Annotated in this window: 28 protein-coding genes, 1 tRNA gene and 1 pseudogene; 20 read left to right on the top strand and 10 right to left on the bottom strand. The window is 65.6% G+C overall.

Features of this window, described 5'->3' with window-relative positions:
• The first annotated feature begins 39 nt into the window (after positions 1-39).
• Positions 40-771 carry a hypothetical protein gene (locus tag EAH84_RS01405; RefSeq protein WP_140866556.1) on the top strand — a complete coding sequence of 244 codons (732 nt, stop codon included), beginning with the start codon at positions 40-42 and terminating at the stop codon, positions 769-771.
• Here EAH84_RS01405 and EAH84_RS01410 read toward each other — a convergent pair.
• Both EAH84_RS01410 and EAH84_RS01415 read right to left on the bottom strand, forming a co-directional pair.
• Positions 765-974 carry a helix-turn-helix transcriptional regulator gene (locus EAH84_RS01410; protein WP_140866559.1) on the bottom strand — a complete coding sequence of 70 codons (210 nt, stop codon included), beginning with the start codon at positions 972-974 and terminating at the stop codon, positions 765-767. The two genes, EAH84_RS01405 and EAH84_RS01410, sit on opposite strands and share 7 nt — an antisense overlap.
• Positions 971-1,390, bottom strand: coding sequence for a hypothetical protein (locus EAH84_RS01415; protein ID WP_140866565.1), 420 nt, complete (start codon positions 1,388-1,390; stop codon positions 971-973). The genes EAH84_RS01410 and EAH84_RS01415 overlap by 4 nt, the downstream gene beginning before the upstream one ends.
• Positions 1,391-1,489: 99 nt before the next feature.
• On the opposite strand from EAH84_RS01415, the gene EAH84_RS01420 reads away from it, so the two are divergent.
• The 11 genes from EAH84_RS01420 (at position 1,490) to EAH84_RS01470 (ending at position 9,472) form a co-directional block, all read left to right on the top strand.
• Positions 1,490-1,963 carry a YbgC/FadM family acyl-CoA thioesterase gene (locus tag EAH84_RS01420; RefSeq protein ID WP_140866570.1) on the top strand — a complete coding sequence of 158 codons (474 nt, stop codon included), beginning with the start codon at positions 1,490-1,492 and terminating at the stop codon, positions 1,961-1,963.
• Complete coding sequence (gene tolQ / locus EAH84_RS01425) at positions 1,960-2,652, top strand: protein TolQ (protein WP_140866575.1); 693 nt, start codon at positions 1,960-1,962, stop codon at positions 2,650-2,652. Before EAH84_RS01420 ends, tolQ begins: the two co-directional genes overlap by 4 nt.
• A 4-nt stretch (positions 2,653-2,656) precedes the next feature.
• Positions 2,657-3,094 (top strand): protein TolR, encoded by a 438-nt coding sequence (gene tolR / locus EAH84_RS01430; protein ID WP_140867283.1) that lies wholly within the window; start codon positions 2,657-2,659, stop codon positions 3,092-3,094.
• Between the two features lie 46 nt (positions 3,095-3,140).
• Entirely contained in the window at positions 3,141-4,073 is a 933-nt protein-coding gene (locus EAH84_RS16035; RefSeq protein ID WP_140866577.1) for a cell envelope biogenesis protein TolA, read from the top strand.
• An 80-nt stretch (positions 4,074-4,153) separates the two neighbouring features.
• Positions 4,154-5,539: a Tol-Pal system beta propeller repeat protein TolB gene (gene tolB, locus EAH84_RS01440; RefSeq protein ID WP_425326431.1), complete on the top strand. Its 1,386-nt coding sequence runs from the start codon at positions 4,154-4,156 to the stop codon at positions 5,537-5,539.
• Positions 5,540-5,576: 37 nt separating this feature from the next.
• Positions 5,577-6,101 carry a peptidoglycan-associated lipoprotein Pal gene (gene pal, locus EAH84_RS01445; RefSeq protein WP_140866583.1) on the top strand — a complete coding sequence of 175 codons (525 nt, stop codon included), beginning with the start codon at positions 5,577-5,579 and terminating at the stop codon, positions 6,099-6,101.
• A gap of 77 nt (positions 6,102-6,178) precedes the next feature.
• Positions 6,179-7,156, top strand: coding sequence for a mechanosensitive ion channel family protein (locus tag EAH84_RS01450; RefSeq protein ID WP_140866586.1), 978 nt, complete (start codon positions 6,179-6,181; stop codon positions 7,154-7,156).
• A 56-nt stretch (positions 7,157-7,212) separates the two neighbouring features.
• Complete coding sequence (locus EAH84_RS01455) at positions 7,213-8,124, top strand: SPFH domain-containing protein (protein ID WP_140866589.1); 912 nt, start codon at positions 7,213-7,215, stop codon at positions 8,122-8,124.
• Positions 8,124-8,348 (top strand): toxin-antitoxin system HicB family antitoxin, encoded by a 225-nt coding sequence (locus tag EAH84_RS16270; protein ID WP_140866592.1) that lies wholly within the window; start codon positions 8,124-8,126, stop codon positions 8,346-8,348. Before EAH84_RS01455 ends, EAH84_RS16270 begins: the two co-directional genes overlap by 1 nt.
• A gap of 70 nt (positions 8,349-8,418) precedes the next feature.
• Positions 8,419-8,556 carry a hypothetical protein gene (locus EAH84_RS16185; protein ID WP_206663923.1) on the top strand — a complete coding sequence of 46 codons (138 nt, stop codon included), beginning with the start codon at positions 8,419-8,421 and terminating at the stop codon, positions 8,554-8,556.
• A gap of 25 nt (positions 8,557-8,581) precedes the next feature.
• On the top strand, positions 8,582-9,472 hold the full coding sequence (locus EAH84_RS01470; protein ID WP_241656397.1) for an alpha/beta hydrolase: 891 nt from the start codon (positions 8,582-8,584) through the stop codon (positions 9,470-9,472).
• 63 nt (positions 9,473-9,535) lie between these two features.
• Here EAH84_RS01470 and EAH84_RS01475 read toward each other — a convergent pair whose 3' ends face one another.
• The 4 genes from EAH84_RS01475 to EAH84_RS01490 form a co-directional block, all read right to left on the bottom strand.
• Positions 9,536-10,393: a S1/P1 nuclease gene (locus EAH84_RS01475; RefSeq protein WP_140866598.1), complete on the bottom strand. Its 858-nt coding sequence runs from the start codon at positions 10,391-10,393 to the stop codon at positions 9,536-9,538.
• A 38-nt stretch (positions 10,394-10,431) separates the two neighbouring features.
• The gene (locus tag EAH84_RS01480) at positions 10,432-11,364 is read right to left on the bottom strand and encodes an isoaspartyl peptidase/L-asparaginase family protein (protein WP_140866601.1); all 933 of its coding nucleotides are present in this window, start codon (positions 11,362-11,364) and stop codon (positions 10,432-10,434) included.
• A gap of 10 nt (positions 11,365-11,374) precedes the next feature.
• Entirely contained in the window at positions 11,375-12,526 is a 1,152-nt protein-coding gene (locus tag EAH84_RS01485; RefSeq protein WP_140866604.1) for an acyltransferase family protein, read from the bottom strand.
• A gap of 61 nt (positions 12,527-12,587) precedes the next feature.
• Positions 12,588-13,109 (bottom strand): DUF1993 domain-containing protein, encoded by a 522-nt coding sequence (locus EAH84_RS01490; protein WP_140866607.1) that lies wholly within the window; start codon positions 13,107-13,109, stop codon positions 12,588-12,590.
• A gap of 116 nt (positions 13,110-13,225) precedes the next feature.
• Between EAH84_RS01490 and ispG the strand changes: the two genes are divergently transcribed.
• From ispG to EAH84_RS01510, 4 genes are all read left to right on the top strand, one after another.
• Complete coding sequence (ispG, locus tag EAH84_RS01495; RefSeq protein ID WP_140866610.1) at positions 13,226-14,344, top strand: flavodoxin-dependent (E)-4-hydroxy-3-methylbut-2-enyl-diphosphate synthase; 1,119 nt, start codon at positions 13,226-13,228, stop codon at positions 14,342-14,344.
• Positions 14,345-14,442: 98 nt separating this feature from the next.
• Positions 14,443-14,766, top strand: a complete 324-nt coding sequence (locus EAH84_RS01500; RefSeq protein WP_140866613.1) for a hypothetical protein — start codon at positions 14,443-14,445, stop codon at positions 14,764-14,766.
• A 19-nt stretch (positions 14,767-14,785) separates the two neighbouring features.
• Positions 14,786-15,679: a DMT family transporter gene (locus tag EAH84_RS01505; RefSeq protein ID WP_140866616.1), complete on the top strand. Its 894-nt coding sequence runs from the start codon at positions 14,786-14,788 to the stop codon at positions 15,677-15,679.
• Positions 15,676-16,203, top strand: a complete 528-nt coding sequence (locus EAH84_RS01510) for a GNAT family N-acetyltransferase (protein WP_140866618.1) — start codon at positions 15,676-15,678, stop codon at positions 16,201-16,203. Before EAH84_RS01505 ends, EAH84_RS01510 begins: the two co-directional genes overlap by 4 nt.
• Before the next feature lie 406 nt (positions 16,204-16,609).
• On the opposite strand, the gene EAH84_RS01520 is transcribed toward EAH84_RS01510, so the two are convergent.
• The gene (locus EAH84_RS01520) at positions 16,610-16,834 is read right to left on the bottom strand and encodes a hypothetical protein (RefSeq protein ID WP_140866621.1); all 225 of its coding nucleotides are present in this window, start codon (positions 16,832-16,834) and stop codon (positions 16,610-16,612) included.
• Between EAH84_RS01520 and EAH84_RS16275 the strand changes: the two genes are divergently transcribed.
• Both EAH84_RS16275 and EAH84_RS16280 read left to right on the top strand, forming a co-directional pair.
• Positions 16,813-17,388, top strand: a complete 576-nt coding sequence (locus tag EAH84_RS16275; RefSeq protein WP_241656399.1) for a hypothetical protein — start codon at positions 16,813-16,815, stop codon at positions 17,386-17,388. The two genes, EAH84_RS01520 and EAH84_RS16275, sit on opposite strands and share 22 nt — an antisense overlap.
• An 18-nt stretch (positions 17,389-17,406) precedes the next feature.
• A complete protein-coding gene (locus EAH84_RS16280) occupies positions 17,407-17,607 on the top strand; it encodes a hypothetical protein (RefSeq protein WP_241656400.1) in 201 nt (66 codons plus the stop codon).
• On the opposite strand, the gene EAH84_RS01530 is transcribed toward EAH84_RS16280, so the two are convergent.
• Positions 17,565-18,539 (bottom strand): NAD(P)/FAD-dependent oxidoreductase, encoded by a 975-nt coding sequence (locus tag EAH84_RS01530; protein WP_140866624.1) that lies wholly within the window; start codon positions 18,537-18,539, stop codon positions 17,565-17,567. The genes EAH84_RS16280 and EAH84_RS01530 overlap by 43 nt on opposite strands.
• Before the next feature lie 78 nt (positions 18,540-18,617).
• Positions 18,618-19,043, bottom strand: a complete 426-nt coding sequence (locus tag EAH84_RS01535; RefSeq protein WP_140866627.1) for a fasciclin domain-containing protein — start codon at positions 19,041-19,043, stop codon at positions 18,618-18,620.
• A gap of 194 nt (positions 19,044-19,237) precedes the next feature.
• On the opposite strand from EAH84_RS01535, the pseudogene EAH84_RS16285 reads away from it, so the two are divergent.
• Both EAH84_RS16285 and EAH84_RS01545 read left to right on the top strand, forming a co-directional pair.
• Positions 19,238-19,565, top strand: a pseudogene (locus tag EAH84_RS16285) (integrase core domain-containing protein); the annotation flags it as partial.
• 23 nt (positions 19,566-19,588) lie between these two features.
• On the top strand, positions 19,589-20,161 hold the full coding sequence (locus EAH84_RS01545) for an integrase core domain-containing protein (RefSeq protein ID WP_140866630.1): 573 nt from the start codon (positions 19,589-19,591) through the stop codon (positions 20,159-20,161).
• 216 nt (positions 20,162-20,377) lie between these two features.
• Here EAH84_RS01545 and EAH84_RS01550 read toward each other — a convergent pair.
• A tRNA-Gln gene (locus tag EAH84_RS01550) sits at positions 20,378-20,451 on the bottom strand.

Here is a 20,451-nt window from a genome sequence, read left to right on the forward strand (position 1 = left end):
ATAGTTTCTCACGCCGGGGGGCAGTGAGGAATGGTCGTCATGAAGTATCCGCTGGTTCCCGCCTTCGCGATGTCGGCCGTCGTGCTGGTTACGCTGGCGGGATGTGCGACAAAGCCAGCGGTAATCGCCGAAGCACCGCCGCCGCCGGCTACGGCACCCGTCGTCGTGGCGATGCCCAAGGGAGCGTATGTCGGGATGGCGATCCCCGCGCGGCTGCCCGACGGGCGCTATGCCACCCCGAACCGCGATCTGACCCCCGATGCCACGATCTGGCATTTCCGCGTCGCGCTCAACGTTGCGGCGCTCGCGTGTCGGGGCGAGGAGGGCGACCGCATCGTCGCCGGATACAATTCGATGCTCACGCGCGAGAAGGCACCGCTGGCGGCCGCCGAGACGCATTACGCCGCCGAATTCAAGGCGACGGGCACGAAGGACTGGCGCGCGACCTACGACAACGGGATGACGCGGCTGTATAATTTCTTTTCCCAATCGCCAGCGCGCGACGCATTCTGCGATGCCGCGGCGGCGACGCTTGCCGACGCCGCGCTGGTCGACGATGCCGGGTTGAGCGGTTTTGCGGCGATCCGGTTGGCAGTGCTCGAACGGCCGTTCACCGATTTCTACGCGGCTTATGATGCGTGGCGCGAAAGTCGGTCGCGACCGATCTACGCGTTGGCGGCGACGACCGCGCCAGGACCCGCGGCGACCGCCAGACCACCGCGGCTGGAGCTTGACCCCAGCGTCTTCCAGGATACCACCGTCACTCACTGATCCGCGAGGCGGAACAGCGTCTCGACGGGGCGATCGAGCGCCGCGGCGAGCTTGAGCGCGAGGATCGTCGAGGGGACGAAGACGCCGTTTTCGACGGTGTTGATCGTCTTTCGGCTGACCCCGATCATTTCGGCGAGCGCGGCCTGGGTCAGCCCGAGCCGCTCGCGTTCGTCCTTCAAGCTGTTGATCAGCGATTCGTTCATCGGCTGGCCCGCAGCTCCAGCGCCGCGAACGCGATCAGTGCCGCCGCCATCCCGGCGGTGCCGATAACGCGAACCGCGTCGTAAGCGGTCAATGCCGGAACGTAAAGCGACACGATCGTCATCGCGAGCGTGGCGACGACCGCCGCCCAGAAGCCCCTGGTGGTCGCGATGTGGCGATGCTCACGGGTGGATTCGTCGTCGAGCAAAAGCGCGACCGGATTCCTTGCTTTCACCCAGCGTGCGAACGGCAACAGGTTCAAGCTCGCGCCGATCATGAGGCCCGCCCACAGGCCGTTGAGAAAATCGACCCCGCCTGCAAACGTCACCATCAATAGCAGCACCAAGGCCGCGGCGAGCGCCAAGAAAAAGATCGCGCGCACGATGCTCTTGCGCTCGGCGATGTCGACGATGGTCATGATGATCTCCCCGATGTAACTCACAGGTTACATGTCACCCTTGGGTTACATCGTCAAGCGGGTTTCTTCGTGACTCCGGTTGGGTTAACAGCCGCGGGCATGGCGCAACCCGGGATCGACCAACCCGCCGCAGGGCGGTTCGACGGCGCGGAGCACCGGTTTCCGGTGCGCGTCTATTTCGAGGATACCGACCTGTCGGGGGTGGTCTATCACCCCAATTATCTGCGCTACATGGAACGCGCGCGGTCCGACATGCTGCGGATTGCGGGGATCGACCAGCGCGCGGCCCACGAGGCGGGGGATGGCGCGTATGCGATCGTCGATCTGGCGATTCGCTATCGCGCGCCCGCCAGGCTCGACGATGCGTTGCTGGTCGTCAGCACGGTGACACGGGCGAGCCCGGCCAGCGTCGTCATTCATCAAACAGTCAGGCGCGGCACGGTTGAGTTGACCGATGCGGACGTGACCGCGGCGCTAGTCGCGCCATCGGGGCGACCGGTTCGTCAGCCACGCGCCTGGCTCGCCATCTATCAACGGCTGATCGCCGCAAACCCGACAGAGGGAAACGCATGAATCCGGTCTTCAACATGGACGCGGCGACGATGTCGCCGGTGGCGCTTTTCATCCAGGCCGATTGGGTCGTGAAGATCGTGATGGCGGGGCTGTTGATCGCCAGCATCTGGACGTGGGCGCTGATCGTCGCCTTTTGGCTGCGGCTCGGCAAAACCCGCCGGGGGATGGCGCGGTTCGAACGCGAATTCTGGAAAGCCGACGATATCGACGTCTTCTACAAGGCCGAAAGCGAGAATACGCTGCCGTCGGCGCGGGTGTTCATCGCCGGGGTGAAGGAATGGCGGCGGTCGACCGCGGGCGGATCGATCGACAAGGGCGGCACCCGCGAACGGCTCGCGACGACGATGGCCGCGGCCTCCGCCGAGGAGATCGATACGCTGTCCGATCGGCTGAACATCCTCGCGACGGTCGGATCGGTCGCGCCGTTCGTCGGGCTGTTCGGGACAGTGTGGGGAATCATGCGTGCGTTCACGGGAATCGCGAGCGCGCAGAATTCGTCATTGGCTGTGGTCGCTCCGGGAATCGCGGAGGCGCTGTTCGCGACCGCGATCGGCTTGTTCGCGGCGATCCCCGCGGTGATCGCGTACAATCGCTTCAGCCACGGCGTGAACCGGATCGAAGCGGCGCTCAATCGCTTCGCCGACGGATTCCACACCACGCTGTCGCGCCAACTGGATGGCGGTCGCTGACGCGATGGCGATGAACCTTCCTTCGCAGCGCGGGCGCGGGCGGAAAGCGCCGATGGCGGATATCAACGTGACGCCGCTGGTCGATGTCATGCTGGTGCTGCTGATCATCTTCATGGTCACCGCGCCCTTGCTGACCGCGGGCGTGCCGGTGAATCTGCCCGACAGTCTCGCCAAGCCGCTCGACCAGGACCAAAAGCCGGTTCAGTTGTCGATCGACGATCAGGGTCGGCTGTTCCTCGAGAACGAGGAGGTCGCCGAGACCGATCTGCCGCAGCGGCTCGAACGGATCACCGCGATCCAGGCCGGGGGGACGCCGCCGCAGGTGTTCCTGCGTGCCGACCGCCAGCTCGATTACGGGCGGGTCATGGCGGTGATGGGCGAACTCAACCGCGCCGGGCTCAACCGCGTCGCGCTGGTGACGGTCGAGGGTACGCCGAAGTGAGCGCCCCCGGTTTCTCGACTGCGCTCGAAACGAACGGGTAACAGCAGTGGATCGGGCGGAGAAAGTCGGTCTGGGGATCGCGGTCGTCGGGCATATCGTGCTCTTCGGGCTGCTGTCGGTCGGATTGCTGTCGACGCCGAACCCCGAAAAACTCCAGCAGCACCCGATCGAGGTGAGCCTGGTCAAGGATGTCGGGCTGGAGGCGACCGCACCACAGGCGGTCACCCCGCCCGCGCAGTCGGTCGCGCCCGATCAAGGTGCGCCCGAGGATGCCGCGCCGCCCGCCGGGGCGGTGACCGAGCCGCAGCCCGCGCCCGCGCCGGTTCCGCCCACCCCGGCGGCAAAGCCCGCGCCCGCCAAGCCTGCGCCGACGACCAAGCCTGCGCCCGCGCCCAAGCCTGCGCCGGTTCGGGCGAAGCCGAAACCCGCGCCTCCCGCGCCCGAAAAGGCGGCACCCAAGGCCGCGCCCGCTAAGCCTGCGGCCTCGGCGAAGCCCACTCCCGCAACGCCGTCCAAAGCCAAGGGAAGCGGGAGCAAAGCCGAGGCAACGACCTCGAAACCACGTGGATCGCGGCTCGGTCCCAATTTCCTCGAGGGGCTGACCGACAAGCCGTCGACGAGCAAGTCGACCGCGCCGGTCGCCGCCAAGATCGACGCGCGCGCGCTCGCCTCGATCCAGCAGGCGATCGCGCGGCAGATCCAGCCGTGCGCCGATCGCCAGGTGAACCCCGGGCCGGGCGCGAACGAGATCGTCACCGTCCTGAACCTGCGCCTCAACGAAGACGGCACACTCGCGGCGACCCCGCGAATGGTGCGCCAGACCGGGGTGAACGGCGACAACGATCGTTATCGCCAGCGGGTGGTCGATCTGGGCGTCGCCGCATTCAAGGGCTGTTCGCCGCTGAAACTGCCCGCCGAATATTATTCAACGCCCGCGGGCGGCTGGAACAACATCAATTATAACTGGCAGTTGCGGTGAACGGGGCTGCGCGTCGGATGATCCACCCTCCGACCATCGGGGTAGCAGCCCCGCGGCGTCAAATAGTGTAGAGGATGCGTATGACTCGTTTTGCTTGGATCGCCGGATTGGCACTCATCGCCGCGGCACCAGCGGTCGCCCAGACCGCGGCCGCACCGCAGACCCCCGCGCCCGCCGCTGCCGCCGGGCAGGATCAGGCACCGCCGCCGCTCGAAGTGTCGGTCACCGGCGGCGTGTCCGCGCCGATGCCGATCGCGATTCCCGCGATGCCGACCAACGCGGTCATCTCGACGCCTGCCGGATCGACTGACGACCTGGGACGCAAGCTCGCGGAGATCGTTACCAACGACCTGAAGAATTCGGGGTTGTTCTCGCCGCTCCAGCCCGCGCAGTTGCGCAGCGTGATCTTCCCCGAAGTCACCGCCCCCGCGTTCGATTACTGGGGTGGCACCGGCGCGCAGGCGCTGGTCCAGGGGTTCATCCGTGCCAATGGCGACGGCAATTTGACCGTCGGTTGTTACCTATACGATGTGTTCTCGAAGATCGAACTCAGCCGCCAGGGCTTCGTCGTGCCGCCGTCCGACTGGCGCCGCGCGGGGCATAAATGCGCCGACATGGTGTATACGCGGCTGACCGGAGAAGGCCCGTATTTCGACAGCCGCGTCGTCTATGTCAGCGAGACAGGCCCCAAGGCGAAGCGGATCAAGCGGCTCGCGATCATGGACCAGGACGGTGCCAACCACCGGTTCCTGACCAACGGCCAGTCGATCGTGCTGACGCCGCGGTTCGCGCCGAACCAGCAGTCGATCGTTTATATGAGCTACGTCAACGATCGTCCCGCGATCTATGTCTACGACATCGGATCGGGGCGGCAGCGGCTTGTGGTGCAGAACGTCAACCTGACCTTCGCACCGCGCTTCTCGCCCGATGGCCGGTATATCCTGTTCTCAATGGCGACGGGGGGCAATACCGATGTCTATCGAGTGGCGGCGAGCGGCGGCACGCCGCAGCGGCTGACCAATTCGCCGGGGATCGATGACGGTGGCAGCTATTCGCCCGACGGATCGAAGATCGTCTTCGAAAGCGACCGGTCTGGCGGGCAGCAGCTCTATGTCATGAACGCCGATGGATCGAACCAGCAGCGTATCAGCTTCGGGGGTGGCCGCTACGGCACCCCGGTGTGGAGCCCGCGCGGCGACCTAATCGCGTTCACCAAATTGGGCGGCGCGTTCCGGATCGGGGTGATGAACCCCACGGGCGGCGGCGAGCGGCTGTTGACCAACGCCTGGCAGGACGAGGGGCCGAGCTGGTCGCCCAACGGGCGGGTCATCATCTTCTTCCGGTCGAGCCAAGGCGGATCGGGCAAGGCGGACCTGTGGATGGTCGACCTGACCGGGCAGGTCGAGCGCAAGATTCCGACCCCGCTCGACGGATCGGACCCGGCGTGGGGACCGTTGCGGCCATAGATGTTCGCGGGGGCGAGAAATCACTACGGGAGATAGACTGATGAAACTTTCCACCACGCTGCTCGCGGCGACCGCACTGATCGCGGTCGCGGGCTGTTCGAAGAAGCGGCCCGAGACGCTGCCGCCCGCGCCGATGACCGACGCCGCGCCAGGTCAGGTCGCCCCGCCCGCCACCAACCCCTATGGCGACGCGGTCGTCCCCGGCTCCGACGCCGATTTCCGCCGTTCGGTGACGTCGAACACGGTCAATTTCGATGTCGACATGTACGATATCGATCCGCAGGCGCGCAGCATCCTCGACAGCCAGGCCGCCTGGCTCACCAAATTCCCGAATGTCCGCGCGACGATCGAAGGGCATTGCGACGAGCGCGGCACCCGTGAGTACAACCTTGCGCTCGGCGATCGCCGCGCCAACGCGGCGAAGAACTATCTCGTCGCGCGCGGGGTCAGCCCGGCGCGGCTGACGACGATCAGCTATGGCAAGGAACGTCCGATCGCGATGGGATCCGACGAGGCCGCCTATGCGCAGAACCGCCGCGCGGTGACTGTCGTTCTCAACTAACCGGCGTTCTCAGCTAACCGGCCCGCAGGATCGCGGCGCCGCCGGAACCGAGATGGTTTCGGCGGCGTTCGGTTTCGATGCAGCCAGTCGCCCCGCCGCCCGTCAAGAACCCGATCGACCTGATCGTCGCCAAGCTCCACGTTGCGAGCAATTCGTTCTTCCTCCAGCTTCCCAACATCATCGGCGGCATCGTTTTCATTCTGGTGATGTACGTCATCGGGCGGTTGGTCGCGCGGGGATTGCGGGCGCTGTTCCACAAGCGCGGACGGCTCGATCTGGGCAGCGTGCTCGGCAGCCTGGCGTTCGGAGCGATCATGATTGTCGCGGTGCTGTTCGCGTCCGCGATCATCTTCCCCTCGGTTCAGCCCGCCACGATCATCTCCAGCCTCGGCATCGGATCGGTTGCGATCGGGTTCGCGTTCAAGGATATCCTGCAGAATTTGCTCGCGGGGATCCTGTTGCTCGTCAACCGGCCCTATCGGCGTGGCGACCAGATCGTCGTCAAGGATTTCGAGGGCACGGTCGAACATATCGAAAGCCGCGCGACGTTGATCAAAACCTATGACGGTCGCCGGGTCATCATCCCCAATTCCGACGTCTATACGTCGCCGGTGGTGGTCAACACCGCGTTCGAGCACCGCCGCGACCAGTTCGACATCGGGATCGGCTATGGCGACAAGCCGGCGCGATCGGCGGACACGTTTCTCGCCGCGATCGCCAAGATCGAGGGCGTACTCGCCGACCCCGCGCCCGAGGTGCTGCCGTGGGGGCTCGACGATAATTTCATTACGCTGCGCGCGCGGTGGTGGACCGATTCGACGCGGACCAACGTCGTCCATATTCGTTCGAAGGTGGTCCTTGCGATCTGGGAGGCGGCGTCAGAACACGGCATCGACCTGCCGTACCCGACCAGCGTCATCCTGTTTCACGACCAGACCGAGGAAACCGACGGCGATCGCACCGCCCAGCGCGAGGGCTGGCCTGCGGGCAAGAAGCCGCCCAAGCCGCGCCGCCGCGCACAGCGCCGCGAATCCGAGCAGGCGGCGACCGATTGAGCTTGCGACTCGGTTGAAAGGGATATAATTGTGATATCATCTTAACGGAGGGTATCATGACGCAGGCGGACAAGCGGGCAGCGAGCGGGCTGACACTTTCGGCAGAGCGGAGGGGCGCCACCTACAGCGGCTATCCCGCGCTGATCGCGATCGTCGTGCTGGTGGCGATCGCCGCCTGGTCGGTGGCGCAGCTGGCGAACGATCGATGGGATCCGATCGGGGCGTGGGTGCCGATCGTGAGCATGATTGGCGTCGTGTTCTGCGCGGTCGGATTCTACATGCTCCAGCCCAACCAGGCCGCGGCGATCACCTTGTTCGGCAGCTACAAGGGTACCGATCGAGTATCGGGCCTGCGCTGGGTGCTGCCGTGGATGATTCGCCGCCGCATCTCGGTGCGCGCCAACAACATCATCTCCGACCGGATCAAGGTCAACGACCTGCGCGGCAACCCGATCGAGATGGCGGCGCAGGTCGTCTGGCGCGTCACCGACACTGCGCAGGCGCTGTTCGACGTCGACGATTACAAGGCGTTTGTGAACGTCCAGATCGAGGCCGCGGTGCGGACGATCGGCGCGCGCTACCCCTATGACGACTTCACCAGCGAAGAGATGACGCTGCGCGGCAACCACGACCAGGTCGGCAACGAACTGCTCGCCGAACTGATGGCGCGGCTGGCCGTCGCGGGGATCAGCGTCGACGAATGCGGCTTCACCCACCTCGCCTATGCGCAGGAGATCGCGGGCGCGATGCTGCGGCGGCAACAGGCCGAGGCGGTGGTCGCGGCACGAATGACGCTGGTCGAGGGTGCGGTAGGGATGGTCGAGATGGCGCTCGACCAGCTCAGCGCGAAGAATGTCGTCGAGCTCGACGACGAGCGCCGCGCGGCGATGGTGTCGAATCTGATGGTCGTGCTGTGCAGCGAGCGCGATACCCAGCCGATCGTTAATACCGGTTCTCTCTACCAATAATGGTCTCGCCGGCCCGCCCTCCTTCGCAGCGGAAGGCGTTTCCGCTCCGGCTCGATCCAGCGCTGTATGCGGCGATCGAGCGAGCGGCGGCGGGTGACCTCAGAAGCGTGAATGCCGAGGTCGAATGCCTATTGCGCGAGGCGTTGGCGCGGCGGGGCGTGAAACTCGATCCGCCCGAACGCGCGAGGCGTGGGCGGCCGCCGAAGGAGGATGACGATGAGTGATGGCGGCCCCTGGTTTCGGCGCAAGCGCTGCGGTTTGGGCTTCGTCCCTGTGGCATGGCCGGGATGGGTGATGACGATCGGTTTCGTGGCGATCGCAATCGGGCTCGATACGCTGCTGCGGGAGCGTCATCGGATCGCGGAGTTAGCGATGATCGCGGTGTTGGCGATCGGGCTGTGGATCGTGGCGGCGCAACACAGCGCCGATTGAACGGGACGAACAAGGGAGAAGGTAGATGACGATGACGATCGCGTTGCTCGCGCTGGCCGCTGCGGCGGTCGCGACGCCCTCGGCGGCTCCGCAGACCGAGATCACGATCCCGGGGCCGACGGGTCCGCTCGCCGGAACATTGACCGACGCGGGCAAAGGTGCGCCCGTCGTGGTCATCATTCCGGGATCGGGACCGACCGATCGCAACGGCGACAATCCGCTCGGCGTCGCGGCTGCGCCCTATCGCCTCCTTGCTGAAGGACTCGCCGCCCGGAACGTCTCGACGCTCAGGATCGACAAGCGTGGGATGTTCGGGAGCAAATCGGCGATCGCCGACGCGAATGCGGTGGCGATCGCCGATTATGCCGGCGATGCGCTCGGGTGGGTGGCGGAGGCCGCCAAGCGCACTGGCAACCGCTGCGCGTGGTTGCTGGGGCACAGTGAGGGCGGTCTGGTGGCGCTGAAGGCCGCGCAGACGCCGCGTGGCCTGTGTGGCGTCATCCTGCTTTCCGCGCCGGGCACGCCGCTGGCGGGGACGATGAAGGCACAGCTCCGCGCCAATCCCGCCAATGCACCGATTCTCGCGCCCGTACTCGCTGCGATGGATTCGCTCGCCGCGGGCAAGCGCGTCGATCCTGCGACGTTGCCCGCGCCGCTGCCGCGCCTGTTCCCCGCGGCGGTGCAGGGGTTCATGATCGATCTGTTCGCACAGGATCCCGCTGCGGAGGCGACGCGGGTCACGGTGCCGATGCTGATCGTCCAGGGCGACCGCGACATCCAGGTTCCGGTCACCGACGCGCAGACGCTGGCGAAGGCGGCTCCCAAGGCGACGCTCGCGGTGCTGCCCGGGGGTCAATCACGTCCTGAAGATGGTCGCGAGCGACGATCGCGCCGCAAACGTGGCGACCTACGGTGACCCCTCGCTGCCGATCGCGCCAGCGGTGCCTGATACGATCGCGGCGTTCGTGAAGCGCTGATCTTAGCCGAGTGCGCGGTCGAGCAGTTTCGCGAGGCGCAGCCCGCCGCGCTCGATCTCAAGCCGTGCGACCGGGATCAGCTGTTCGATCGTCGTTTCGCTCAGCGTCACCTTCGCGGGCGAGGGCGCGCAGGGGTCGCCACCGAGCGCGGTCGCGTAGACCGAATCATGCGCGACCTGCCATGATTCGCGGCTCCAGTCGGTGACGTCGCCCGCCGCGATCCGCGCCTTTACCGCGGGCGGATAGCGGCGGATCAGCGATGGTCCGGTCGTGATCGCGCGTTCGGCCAGCGTGCCGTCCCAGATCGAATGGAGATTGAAGCGTTTGGGCGAATAGATGCCGTAGGCGGCGGCGACGTCGTTGCCGCCCTTGTCGTCCTTTTCGCCCGCGTGGAGCGGCTGGTGGAGATCGCCGACGAAGTGGATCAGGAACACCAGCGCCTGCGCGCGCTCCTTCTGCGACGTGCGCTTGTGCTTGAGAATCGCGACATCGCGTGTGATCTGTGCCGAGACGCAATTGCCGTCCTTGCACGCTTCCTCGAGCGTGAACGGGCGGCAGATGTTCACGTCTTGGAAGTGCCAGTTGTACGCATAGCCGAACCGCGATTTGCCGTTCGGGTCCTTGAGCGGCTTGACGCAATCCGCCCAGGTGCTGGCGCGCTCGATCGTCGTCGCGGGGCATTCCGGGGTACCGAGTTCGGGGGTCGCGGCGAGCAAGCGCTTCACCGCGGCGCGCGTCCGCGGCGTAACGTTAGCCATCGCGATCCGCGCGACCGTTTCGTGGCCATATTCCCAATAGGCGTTGGCGGGGGCGGCAAGCGCCAGGCCCGCGGACAGGGCTGCGATCCGGAAGAACCTCATGCGCCGCGCTCTACGCCGGATGCGTGGCAATTCAAGGCTCAGCCGCCCTCGTCATGATAGATCGCGATGCGGTTCGTTCCGTCCGACGAGCGCACGCCGCGATTCATCCCCGGCGTGGTGAAGCGGAACACCGCCTCGCCAGTCGGGCCGGTCACGATCACCCCGCCGGTGCCGCCGAGCGCGGTCACCTCCGCCATTACCGTATCGGCCGCGACCTGGAGCGATTCGCCGATCAGCCTGACCCGCGCCGCGATGTCGGCAGCGACCCCGACGCGCAGGAAATATTCGCCCGCGCCGGTCGCCGACACCGCCGCGCCACGATCGTCGGCGTAGGTGCCCGCCCCGATCACCGGCGAATCGCCGACGCGGCCCCAGCGCTTGCCGGTGACCCCCCCGGTCGAGGTCGCGGCGGCGACATGGCCGTGGGTGTCGCACGCGACCGCACCGACGGTGCCGTATTTCATGTCGACGTCGAATGCGTCGTCCCCGGCCGCTTTTAATTCGGCGAGGTGCGCGCGGCGTTCGTCGGTCGCGAACCAGTCGGGGCTCGCCTGTTCGACGCCGTGTTCGACCGAGAAGGCGTCGGCGCCCTTGCCCACCAGGAAGACGTGGGGGCTGCGGTCCATCACCGCGCGCGCCAGGCTGACCGGGTTGCGGGTCGCGTGAGTCGCCGCGACCGCGCCCGCCGCGCGGGTTCGCCCATCCATAATTGCGGCATCGAGTTCGTTGGTGCCATCGAACGTCAGCACCGCGCCGCGCCCGGCGTTGAAGTGCGGATCGTCCTCGAGCACGCGGACCGCCGCCTCGACCGCGTCGATTGCGCTGCCGCCCGCCTCGAGCACCGCGGCCCCCGCATCGAGCGCCGTAGCCAGCCCGGCGCGCGTGCCTGCGTCGGCCTGCGCGGAGACGGTGTCGCGGGTCATTTGCCCGGCACCGCCATGGATGGCGAGGGTCCAGCGTGGATCGATCATGATATCTCCGTCAGATGATGGGAGCGGCGAGCGGGCGGATACGACGGCGCAGGCCGATCAGCGGCCGCAGCCAGCCGATCGAACGCCCGACCATATAGAAGGCCCAGCACCCCGCGATGGTGCTCGCCACTAGGATCGCGAAATTCGCCCAGCCGGGCAACCTGGCGGGAAGCAACCAGTACATCACCACGACGATGATGGTCTGATGGGCGACGTAGAAGGGGAACACCGCCTCGGTCAGGACCGGGCGGATCGCGCGGTCGCGGTTGAACCAGCGCTCCGCGGCGCCGATCAGTGCAACCAGCCCGCCCCATTGTTCGAATGCGTGCGCCGCGCCGTACAGGCGGACATAGGTGCGCGGGGTCATCATCGCGGTGGTCCACCAGCGCAACTCGGCCCCCATGATGAAGAGATAGCCGAGCACTGCAAGGCCAAGCGCGAGCAGCCACCAGCGCGCGATCGCAACCAGCGCGCGATCAGAGCCCGCCAGCGCGAAGCCGAACAGGAAGGCGGGAAGATAAGATAGATGCGCGATCCAGTCGCCGACGACCAGATGGGTTTCGCCCACCATCGGCAGCCACCAGGCGTGCACCGCGACGAGATAGGCCAGCGGGATGACGATGACGCCGAGCCCGCCGAACGCGCGGTCGAACCAGCCTTGCAGCCGGGGCAGCCGGACGGTCACGATCATCGCCGCAAGCAGCGCGGTGTAGAGCCAGAGATAGCCGACGAACCACAGATGGTTCCAGTTGGGCATCGGCACCCCCGCGACCGTCTGAAACGCGAAATAATCGTAGAGCCAGAAATGCAGATAGCCCGCATCGTAGCCGGCCTTGGTAGTCAGCTCGACCCAGGGTTGCGGCGGCACGATCACCGCGATGCCGAACGCGAGCGGCACCAGCAGCCGGAACGACCGATTGCGCATGAACCCGCCAACCCCCCCGGCGCGGCGGAGCAACGCGCGGCTGGCATAACCCGAGACGACGAACAGCAGCGACAGCCGCCACGCGTTGACGACCAGCATCGGCAACAGCGCCCACTTGACGAGTGGGTCGGCCTTCACATGGAAGTTCCACGGCACGAAGACCATGCCGATATGGTAGAGGATCAGCAGTGCGAATGCGCCGATCCTCAGCCAATCCATGCCGTAATGCCGGGTCATGGCGAGCGGCCTAGGGGGTGGGCCGCGACGGGGCAAGGCGAGCGCGCGGGCTGTACCGCCGTTACTGCCTGATGCGAGGTATCCCCATAAAATCGCGCTTGCCGATCTTCACGCCCTTCGCCCGCAGGATCGCGTAGGCGGTGGAAGCATGGAAATAGAAATTGGGCTGCGAGAAGCTCAAAAGGAAATTCGCGCCGGTGAAGGGCATGACATGCTCGCCGAAGCGGAATTCGGTGTCCTGCGTCGCCAGTGTGTCGAAGTCGGCGCGGTCGGTCGCTTCGAGTGTCGCGATCGCGTCGCGGATCTTGCCATGGAGCCCCGCGAAATCGGTCGGCCACGGCTGTAGATCGGGAGAGTAGGTCCCGGCGCGCACGCCCGCGATCGCGCCGACCGAATGTTCGGCGCAGGACTTCACCTGATAGGCGAACGGCAGCATGTCTTCCGCGAGCTTGGCGTCGATCAGGTCGGCGGGAGCGAGGCCCTGGTCGGCGCAAAATGCCTCCGCCTTGTCGAGTAGCGCATCGATCGCGCGCAGGATCTGGAGGTTCGAGGGCACCGTCGCGTCGTAAAGGGAAAGGCTCATCAATCGTCTCCTTCAGGTCGAGCCCCTATGGCGCAGTTGGCGGGCGTGAGCCACCGGCGTTCCGTTCGCGGCCTCGACGCGCTATATGGTGGTGCGAACCCCCGCGAGGAAACTCCATGTCCCTTCGTCCGTGGCGCGACATCGTGCGCCGCCAGAGCCGCCAGATCATGGTCGGCAACGTCCCCGTCGGCGGCGACGCGCCGGTCACCGTCCAGACGATGACCAACACGCCGACCAGCGACGCCAAGGCTACGATCGACCAGATCCGCCGCTGCGAAGAGGCGGGGGTCGACATCATCCGCGTCAGTTGCCCCGACGTCGAGAGCACCGCGGCGTTGAAGCAGATCGTCCGCGCCGCCAATGTGCCGATCGTCGCCGATATCCATTTCCACTACAAACGCGCACTCGAGGCGGCGGATGCAGGCGCGGCGTGCCTCAGGATCAACCCGGGCAACATCGGGTCGGAGGCGCGGGTCAAGGAAGTGATCGCGGCGGCGAAGGCCAATGGCTGCGCGATCCGGATCGGGGTCAATGGCGGCAGCCTGGAAAAGGATCTGCTCGAAAAATATGGCGAGCCGTGTCCCGATGCACTCGTCGAAAGTGCGCTCGATCACATCAAGATCCTCCAGGATCATGATTTTCACGACTATAAGGTCGCGGTGAAGGCGAGCGACCTGTTCCTCGCGGTCGCGGCGTATCAGCAGCTCGCCGAACAGGTCGACTGCCCATTGCATCTCGGCATTACCGAGGCGGGCGGGTTCGTCGGCGGCACCGTGAAATCCGCGATCGGGATCGGCAGCCTGCTTTGGTACGGCATCGGCGACACGATCCGGGTGTCGCTGTCGGCGGAGCCCGAGGACGAGGTGCGGGTCGGGTTCGAGATCCTGAAGGCGCTCGGCATCCGCAATCGCGGGGTCCGCGTCGTCTCGTGCCCGTCGTGTGCGCGGCAGGGGTTCGACGTGATCCGCACCGTCCAGGCGCTGGAGGAACGGCTCCAGCATATCCGCACGCCGATGAGCCTCTCGGTGCTCGGCTGCGTCGTCAACGGCCCGGGCGAAGCGCGAGAAACCGATATCGGCATCACCGGCGGCGGCGCGGGCAAGCACATGGTGTATCTGTCCGGCGTCACCGACCACCATGTCCAGGACGCCGACATGATCGAGCATATCGTCAAGCTCGTCGAAGCGAAGGCGGCGGAGATCGAAGCGGGGAACGAGGTGCTGGCAGCGGCGTGATCCGACGACCGATGTTGACCAGAGGTTCTCTATCATTTGGAGCGAGCCCCGCCTTAGATCGGTAAATCGTTTCGCCACATGGGGGTATGTTACACGTCATGGCTTCACTCGATCTTGCTGAACTGGCCAATATGGAACGGGCCGCGACGCCCGGCCCCTGGTACGTCCGCGCGATGGACGACGATTTCGCGATGTGCGCTACCGCGACCGCGACCAAACCCAATGAGTCGGGAGACAGCGACGACCTGACCGATTGCCCGGCTCACGGCATCATCGCGGCCACGCTGATCCAGCTTCCCGAATATGTCGTGCCGATCAACGGGCGGTCGATCGGAAATGCCGAACTAATCGCCGCCGTCCGCAACGCGCTGCCCGCATTGCTGAGACTGGCCGAGATCGGCGCGGCGGCGGAAGGCGCGTGATGCATCTCCGGTTGATCCACTGACTGCACGCACGCCTTCCCCGCTCGCGTTCGCCATCCCTGCCACCGGAATCGCGATCTATTCGGTCATGGACGCGGTGATGAAGGGGCTGTCGGTCGAGAGCGGCGCGTACAGCGCGGTGTTGTGGCGATCGATCGCGGGGCTGGCGCTGGCGGGTTCCGTGTTCGTCGCGCGGCGGCGGCGATGGCCGGGGCGCGTCGCGATCAGGCTCCATGTCGCGCGCGGCCTGTTCGCGGGGCTGTCGGTGTTGTTGTTCTTCTGGGGGCTGGCGCGGGTGCCAATGGCGAAGGCGGTGACGCTGACCTTTCTCGCGCCGTTGCTCGCGATCTTCCTGGCCGCGGTCGTACTCGGCGAGCGGATCAGGCGTGCCGCGATCCTGGGCGCGATCGTCGCGGCGGGGGGTGTGTTGGTGATCGCCGCGGGCGAAGTACAGGCCCGGTCCTCGACCGACAGCGTGCTCGGGACGATCGCGATCGTCGTCGCCTCGGTGCTGTATGCCGCGAGCCTGATCCTGCTGCGGCGGCAGGCGCAGGCCGCCGATCCGCTCGAGGTGACGCTGTTCACCAGCCTCGTCATCGGCACCGTGCTGCTGCTCGGCGCGCCGTGGCTGTCGGGCTGGCCGGCGTGGCCACAGACCCCCGCGATCGGGTTCGCCGCGGTGCTGGGGACGATTTCCTCGATGCTGATGGCCTGGGCCTATGCGCGCGCCGAGACGCAACTGCTCGCAACGGTCGAATACACCGCGTTCGTGTGGGCGGCGGTGCTTGGCTATCTCGTGTTCGGCGAGCGGGTGACAACGTTCACGGTGGCGGGCGCGGCGCTGATCGTGGCAGGGTGCGTCGTCGCGGTGCGCAAGGTCGCGCCCGCGCCGCAGATCGAGGCAGGTGCATGAAAATCCGGTTCGCCACTCCAGACGATGTCGCGACGATTTTGCGATTCATTCGTGACCTCGCCGAGTATGAGCGCGAGGCCGACAAGGTCGTTGCGACCGAGGCACTGCTCGCCGAGGCGTTGTTCGCGACGCCCCCCGCGGCGGGCATCCATCAAAGTAGTACTTTGATGGGACCCGCGGCCGAAGCATTGATTGCGGAACGCGATGGCCCCGATGGCATCGAGCCGATCGGTATGGCGCTGTTCTTCCATAATTTCTCGACCTGGACCGGGTGGCGCGGGCTGTATCTCGAGGATCTCTACGTCACCCCGGAGGCGCGCGGATCGGGCGCGGGCACAGCGTTGCTCAAGCGGCTCGCGGCCATCGCCAAGGAGCGCAATTGTTCGCGGTTCGAATGGTCGGTGCTGACGTGGAACACGCCTGCAATCGAGTTCTACCGGTCGCTCGGTGCGGTGTCGATGGAGGATTGGCGGATCAACCGGGTCACCGGCGATGCGCTCGACCGCCTGGCCGAGAGCGGCTGATAGCGGTCGACGAGGGGCTCGTTACGTGCGTCGAGGAGGCGATGGCGCCGACCGGCACCGTGACGCGGCGCGCGATGATGGGCGGCGCGACACTGTACTGCGGCGGCATCTTCGCGATCATCGCCAACGGCCGCGAATGTGAAGGACATCTGGCACCGGCAAGTGTACGATGTCCTTCGCAGCAGGAAACCGCGGGGCCCATGAGGTGACCTATGGGTTTCGATTTATGCCGCGGTGTGAGGTGCAGGCAATGGCCGATCAGGCCCGCACTGAGGGCCGATGATATGGCCGTAACATGCGATGTCCGACTCGGATATCGTCCCTTATCAGAGCGTACGAGGGCAACCGGGCGGTGGGCAACATCGTCGGCGCGAGGGCGATCGATACGCTGACCTTGGGCTTTCTCCTAAAGCCTTACCGAGATGCCGAGCATGAACTGATCCCTCGAATCATCAAGATGCTCGAATTCGATTCTCGCGCCCACCCGGTCTAATAGACGGGTCTCCGCACCGGCGCGCAGAACGAAGCTGCGGCACTGCTTGTAGACGTAGCTCTCGTCCTGGTAGACCGGCGTAAGCAAGCCGTCGAACAACGACAACTGCGCGGAGGATGTTCCTGGTTCGGGAACCACGTCAGCGCGGCGTCCTTGAGCTCGGCTATACTTATTTTGGCAACCTTGGCTCGCTGCTCGCGATGGTGCCCAATCTGCGATCACGCGACCACGTACCTGCAGCGGATCGACAAGGCGCATCGGCGAATCAACCGCGATGCCGTGGTCAAATTCCGCCCGCAAAACATGTCGCTGATGGTCGTCTATTCTGCCATGAGAAGCGCGACGGCGACCCCGATGTGCGCCATCACAACATCATTCTCAGGCCACGCTATGAAGAATTGCTGACCGACATCTTCGACCGCAAAATACTCGCCGAGGACTTCTCCCAATATCTGCATATCCCGACGCTGACCGACCCTAGCTTGGCACCGTCGGGCCATCATGCGGCCTACACGCTGATCCCCGTGCCCAACACGCTGGGCAACATCGACTGGGATACGGTGGGCGAAGGGTTTGCAGACATAGTGTTGAATTTCCTCGATGGCCGCGGCTACATTCCGGGCCTGCGCGAGCGGCTGGTCTATCGCAGCTTCGTCACGCCCGATTATTTCGCGCAGACGCTGGGCGCGTAGGCGGGCAACGGCTTCGGCGTGGAACCGCGGCTGACCCAGACCGCATTCTTCCGTCCGCACAACCGCAGCGAGGACCTCACCAACCTCTATCTCGTCGGGCAAGGCACGCAACCGGGTGGCGGAACGCCATCGGTCATGATGTCCGCGAAGATGACCGCACGCGAAATCGCGCGTGATTACGCGATCGATCCGCGGATCGTCGCGGGCATGCCTGCCTGACGATCGGTCGCAATGATCCGGTCGGCCAGCATTCGTCCCGACAGCCACGCGCTTTCGATCCTCGGTGCAAGGAGCCAGTCGCCAACGGCGCCGATCCGGGTCGCGCCGTTCCACAGCGATCCGTGGTGCACGGACGTCGCGCGCGCGTAACGCCAGCGATGGGCGATCCGGATGGCGGGCACGGGCAGTTTCAGGTTTGCCTGCGCCGCGAGCGCGGACAGCAGCGCATCGATCACGCTGCTCTCCTCGTCCTCGAGATGATGGCGTGACCAGTCCGCAGTCGCCTGAATCACCCACGGTTCGATGCCACTGCGACCGGGTTTGGCGCTGTTGCGCGCGGCCCAGCTGATGATTCCGGCGTCACGGATGATGTCCTCAGCGACGGCAATCCGTTCCGCGAACGCCACCATCGCGGTCCAACACGGAGCGGACGGGCAGCCTTGGGCGATCTTGGCCATCGCTGGCTCGTGCGTCGCCAGCAATGGTGCCGCCTGCTCGGCGGGGGTCGCGACGATGACCGCGTCGAACGGGACGTCAGCAACGGGATCGAAGAACCATGACTGGTCGATGCGACGGAGGGCGTCGACACGACTGTTCCACTGGACGGCCAGTGGCCGCGAAAGCGCCTTCACCACCGCGTTCATTCCCGGGATTCCGACCCAAGCGTCGTCGCCTGCCCCAGGCCAGGGCGCCACGATCCCGGACGCCTGCCATTGCGTGACCGCAGTCACGAATCGCGGGTCGTGCGCCGTGAAATATTGTGCGCCATGATCGAACGCGACGTTGCCGGAAGGCGTCGCAACGCGCCGGGTCGCCATGCGCCCACCAGCGCTGCGGCCCTTGTCGAAGAGCATGACCGCATGCCCCCCCGCCGCCAGCATCTCAGCACAGGAAAGCCCCGCAATGCCCGCCCCGACGATTCCGATTCTCATCCGCGGTCCGATTCCGTTCAGGGAAAACCCGCACGTGCGACCGGGGGCGGCGCAGCCTCCGGTCGCTGGCGCCGCAGGTCAGCCCTTGGGCAGCAGCACCGCGTCGATGACGTGGATTACCCCGTTCGTGCACGCGATGTCCGCGGTGACGACCTTGGCGCCGTCGACGGTGACGCCGTCGGTGCCGTCCACATGGACGGTCGCGCCGCCCGCGGTGGCCGGATCGAGCACCTGGCCTGCAATATCGGCTGCCATCACCTTGCCCGGGAGGACGTGCAGCAGCAGGATAGCGGTTAGCTTATCCTTGTTCTCGGGCTTCACCAAATCGTCGACGGTGCCTGCGGGTAACGCAGTGAACGCATCGTCGGACGGCGCGAAGACAGTGAACGGTCCGTCGCCCTTCAGCGTATCGACCAGACCCGCCGCCGTGACGGCGGCGACCAGCGTCGTGAAAGAACCCGCGGCGACGGCGGTATCGACGATGTCATGTAAGGTATCGGTCATGTCTGTTCCTTGATTTCAGGGGGGTTCAGGGCGAAACGGATGTTCCTTGATCGCCTGAAATGGGAGAATCCTACTGGTGTCGGTTACGCCCACACCTCAATCGTCGCATCGCTGCCCATGCTCCTCAATACGGGCTTTGAACCATCTTGCGCGGACCCTCCGCTGCGGATGATTGAACGAGCGCAGCAACTCGCAGTGGCAGCAAGTTCATCGCTACCGCGGTCCAGAAATGGCTCGGCCAGGTCGGCGTGAAGACGCTGTACATCCGCCGGGCTCGCCATGGGAGAAAGGGTATAACGAGAGCTTCAACGGCTCTCTGCGCGACGAGCTGCTCAACGGCGAGTGTTCTATAGTCTCGCCGAGGCAAGGGTGCTGATCGAGGCATGTCGGCGCCATTACAACACTGTCCGCCCACACAGCAGCCTGGACTACCGCCCGCCTGCACCCGAAGCAGCGACACCGGGATTTGACGTTTCCCCTGTTTTTTCATCCAGTTTGAGCGAGAGTTTTCTGGCCCTGTAGAGCCTGCGGGCGAGGAGCTGGACATGAAGAAGACACGGCATAGCGACGAGCAGATCGCGTTCGCGCTGAAGCAAGCGGAGACGGGTACGGCGGTGGCGGAGGTGATCCGCCGGATGGGGATCTCTGAGCAGACGTTCTACCGCTGGAAGAAGGTTTATGGCGGGCTCGGCGTCGGCGAGTTGCGGCGCCTGAAGCTGCTCGCGCTGGCGATCGATGTCGATCAGGGCATCAAGGGGGAACAGGTGGTCGCCGCGATGGGAAGGATCACCCTGTCGCGCGGAGCGCCCAGAACCATCCGGGTGGACAATGGGCCGGAGTTTATCTCGAAGGCGCTCGCCCGCTGGTCATACGAGAACGGTGTCACGCTCGACTTCTCCCGGCCGGGCAAGCCGACGGACAATGCGTTCGTGGAATCAGTCAACGGTCGGCTGCGCGACGAATGCCTGAACACGCACTGGTTCCTGTCGCTCGAGGACGCCCGGACCAAGATCGAGGCCTGGCGGCGGGACTACAACGAGAGCCGTCCTCACACATCGCTTGGCTGGCTGACGCCAATCGAATATGCTGCTGCCGCGGCTGCAAAGGCAACCGACTGAACGCCGGAAACTCGCCTTCGAACTGGAGGAGAAACCGGGGGACCCTCATAGACAAGCCCGGCCAGAATTTTGTCCACCGAGGCAACGCCGTAAATTTGGCGGATTAGCCGTCCGAGCCTGCTGGCCTAGTCAACAACGGCTCGACGAACGCTGCATTTCAGAAAATCCGCTCTAACTGCAAGAATGAGCGGACCATCATGGAATATGACAAAAAGCTGGATGCCCCGTGAGGATTCGAACCTCAATTAACGGAGTCAGAGTCCGTAGTCTTACCTTTAGACGACGGGGCA

Source organism: Sphingomonas oligophenolica (assembly GCF_006438955.1).
Lineage (GTDB): Bacteria > Pseudomonadota > Alphaproteobacteria > Sphingomonadales > Sphingomonadaceae > Sphingomonas > Sphingomonas oligophenolica_A.

Excerpts from the sequence above, each read along its gene's own strand:
- EAH84_RS01420 (WP_140866570.1), top strand. The coding sequence starts at position 1,490 with ATGGCGCAACCCGGGATCGACCAACCCGCCGCAGGGCGGTTCGACGGC.
- tolQ (WP_140866575.1), top strand. The coding sequence starts at position 1,960 with ATGAATCCGGTCTTCAACATGGACGCGGCGACGATGTCGCCGGTGGCG.
- tolR (WP_140867283.1), top strand. The coding sequence starts at position 2,657 with ATGGCGATGAACCTTCCTTCGCAGCGCGGGCGCGGGCGGAAAGCGCCG.
- EAH84_RS01535 (WP_140866627.1), bottom strand. The coding sequence starts at position 19,043 with ATGACCGATACCTTACATGACATCGTCGATACCGCCGTCGCCGCGGGT.
- EAH84_RS01545 (WP_140866630.1), top strand. The coding sequence starts at position 19,589 with ATGAAGAAGACACGGCATAGCGACGAGCAGATCGCGTTCGCGCTGAAG.
- EAH84_RS16185 (WP_206663923.1), top strand. The coding sequence starts at position 8,419 with ATGACGATCGGTTTCGTGGCGATCGCAATCGGGCTCGATACGCTGCTG.
- EAH84_RS01475 (WP_140866598.1), bottom strand. The coding sequence starts at position 10,393 with ATGAGGTTCTTCCGGATCGCAGCCCTGTCCGCGGGCCTGGCGCTTGCC.
- tolB (WP_425326431.1), top strand. The coding sequence starts at position 4,154 with ATGACTCGTTTTGCTTGGATCGCCGGATTGGCACTCATCGCCGCGGCA.
- EAH84_RS01490 (WP_140866607.1), bottom strand. The coding sequence starts at position 13,109 with ATGAGCCTTTCCCTTTACGACGCGACGGTGCCCTCGAACCTCCAGATC.
- EAH84_RS01500 (WP_140866613.1), top strand. The coding sequence starts at position 14,443 with ATGGCTTCACTCGATCTTGCTGAACTGGCCAATATGGAACGGGCCGCG.
- EAH84_RS01480 (WP_140866601.1), bottom strand. The coding sequence starts at position 11,364 with ATGATCGATCCACGCTGGACCCTCGCCATCCATGGCGGTGCCGGGCAA.
- ispG (WP_140866610.1), top strand. The coding sequence starts at position 13,226 with ATGTCCCTTCGTCCGTGGCGCGACATCGTGCGCCGCCAGAGCCGCCAG.
- EAH84_RS01530 (WP_140866624.1), bottom strand. The coding sequence starts at position 18,539 with ATGAGAATCGGAATCGTCGGGGCGGGCATTGCGGGGCTTTCCTGTGCT.
- EAH84_RS01510 (WP_140866618.1), top strand. The coding sequence starts at position 15,676 with ATGAAAATCCGGTTCGCCACTCCAGACGATGTCGCGACGATTTTGCGA.
- EAH84_RS01485 (WP_140866604.1), bottom strand. The coding sequence starts at position 12,526 with ATGACCCGGCATTACGGCATGGATTGGCTGAGGATCGGCGCATTCGCA.
- EAH84_RS01415 (WP_140866565.1), bottom strand. The coding sequence starts at position 1,390 with ATGACCATCGTCGACATCGCCGAGCGCAAGAGCATCGTGCGCGCGATC.
- EAH84_RS01410 (WP_140866559.1), bottom strand. The coding sequence starts at position 974 with ATGAACGAATCGCTGATCAACAGCTTGAAGGACGAACGCGAGCGGCTC.
- EAH84_RS16270 (WP_140866592.1), top strand. The coding sequence starts at position 8,124 with ATGGTCTCGCCGGCCCGCCCTCCTTCGCAGCGGAAGGCGTTTCCGCTC.
- EAH84_RS01450 (WP_140866586.1), top strand. The coding sequence starts at position 6,179 with ATGCAGCCAGTCGCCCCGCCGCCCGTCAAGAACCCGATCGACCTGATC.
- EAH84_RS01470 (WP_241656397.1), top strand. The coding sequence starts at position 8,582 with ATGACGATGACGATCGCGTTGCTCGCGCTGGCCGCTGCGGCGGTCGCG.
- EAH84_RS01455 (WP_140866589.1), top strand. The coding sequence starts at position 7,213 with ATGACGCAGGCGGACAAGCGGGCAGCGAGCGGGCTGACACTTTCGGCA.
- EAH84_RS01405 (WP_140866556.1), top strand. The coding sequence starts at position 40 with ATGAAGTATCCGCTGGTTCCCGCCTTCGCGATGTCGGCCGTCGTGCTG.
- EAH84_RS16275 (WP_241656399.1), top strand. The coding sequence starts at position 16,813 with ATGTTCCTGGTTCGGGAACCACGTCAGCGCGGCGTCCTTGAGCTCGGC.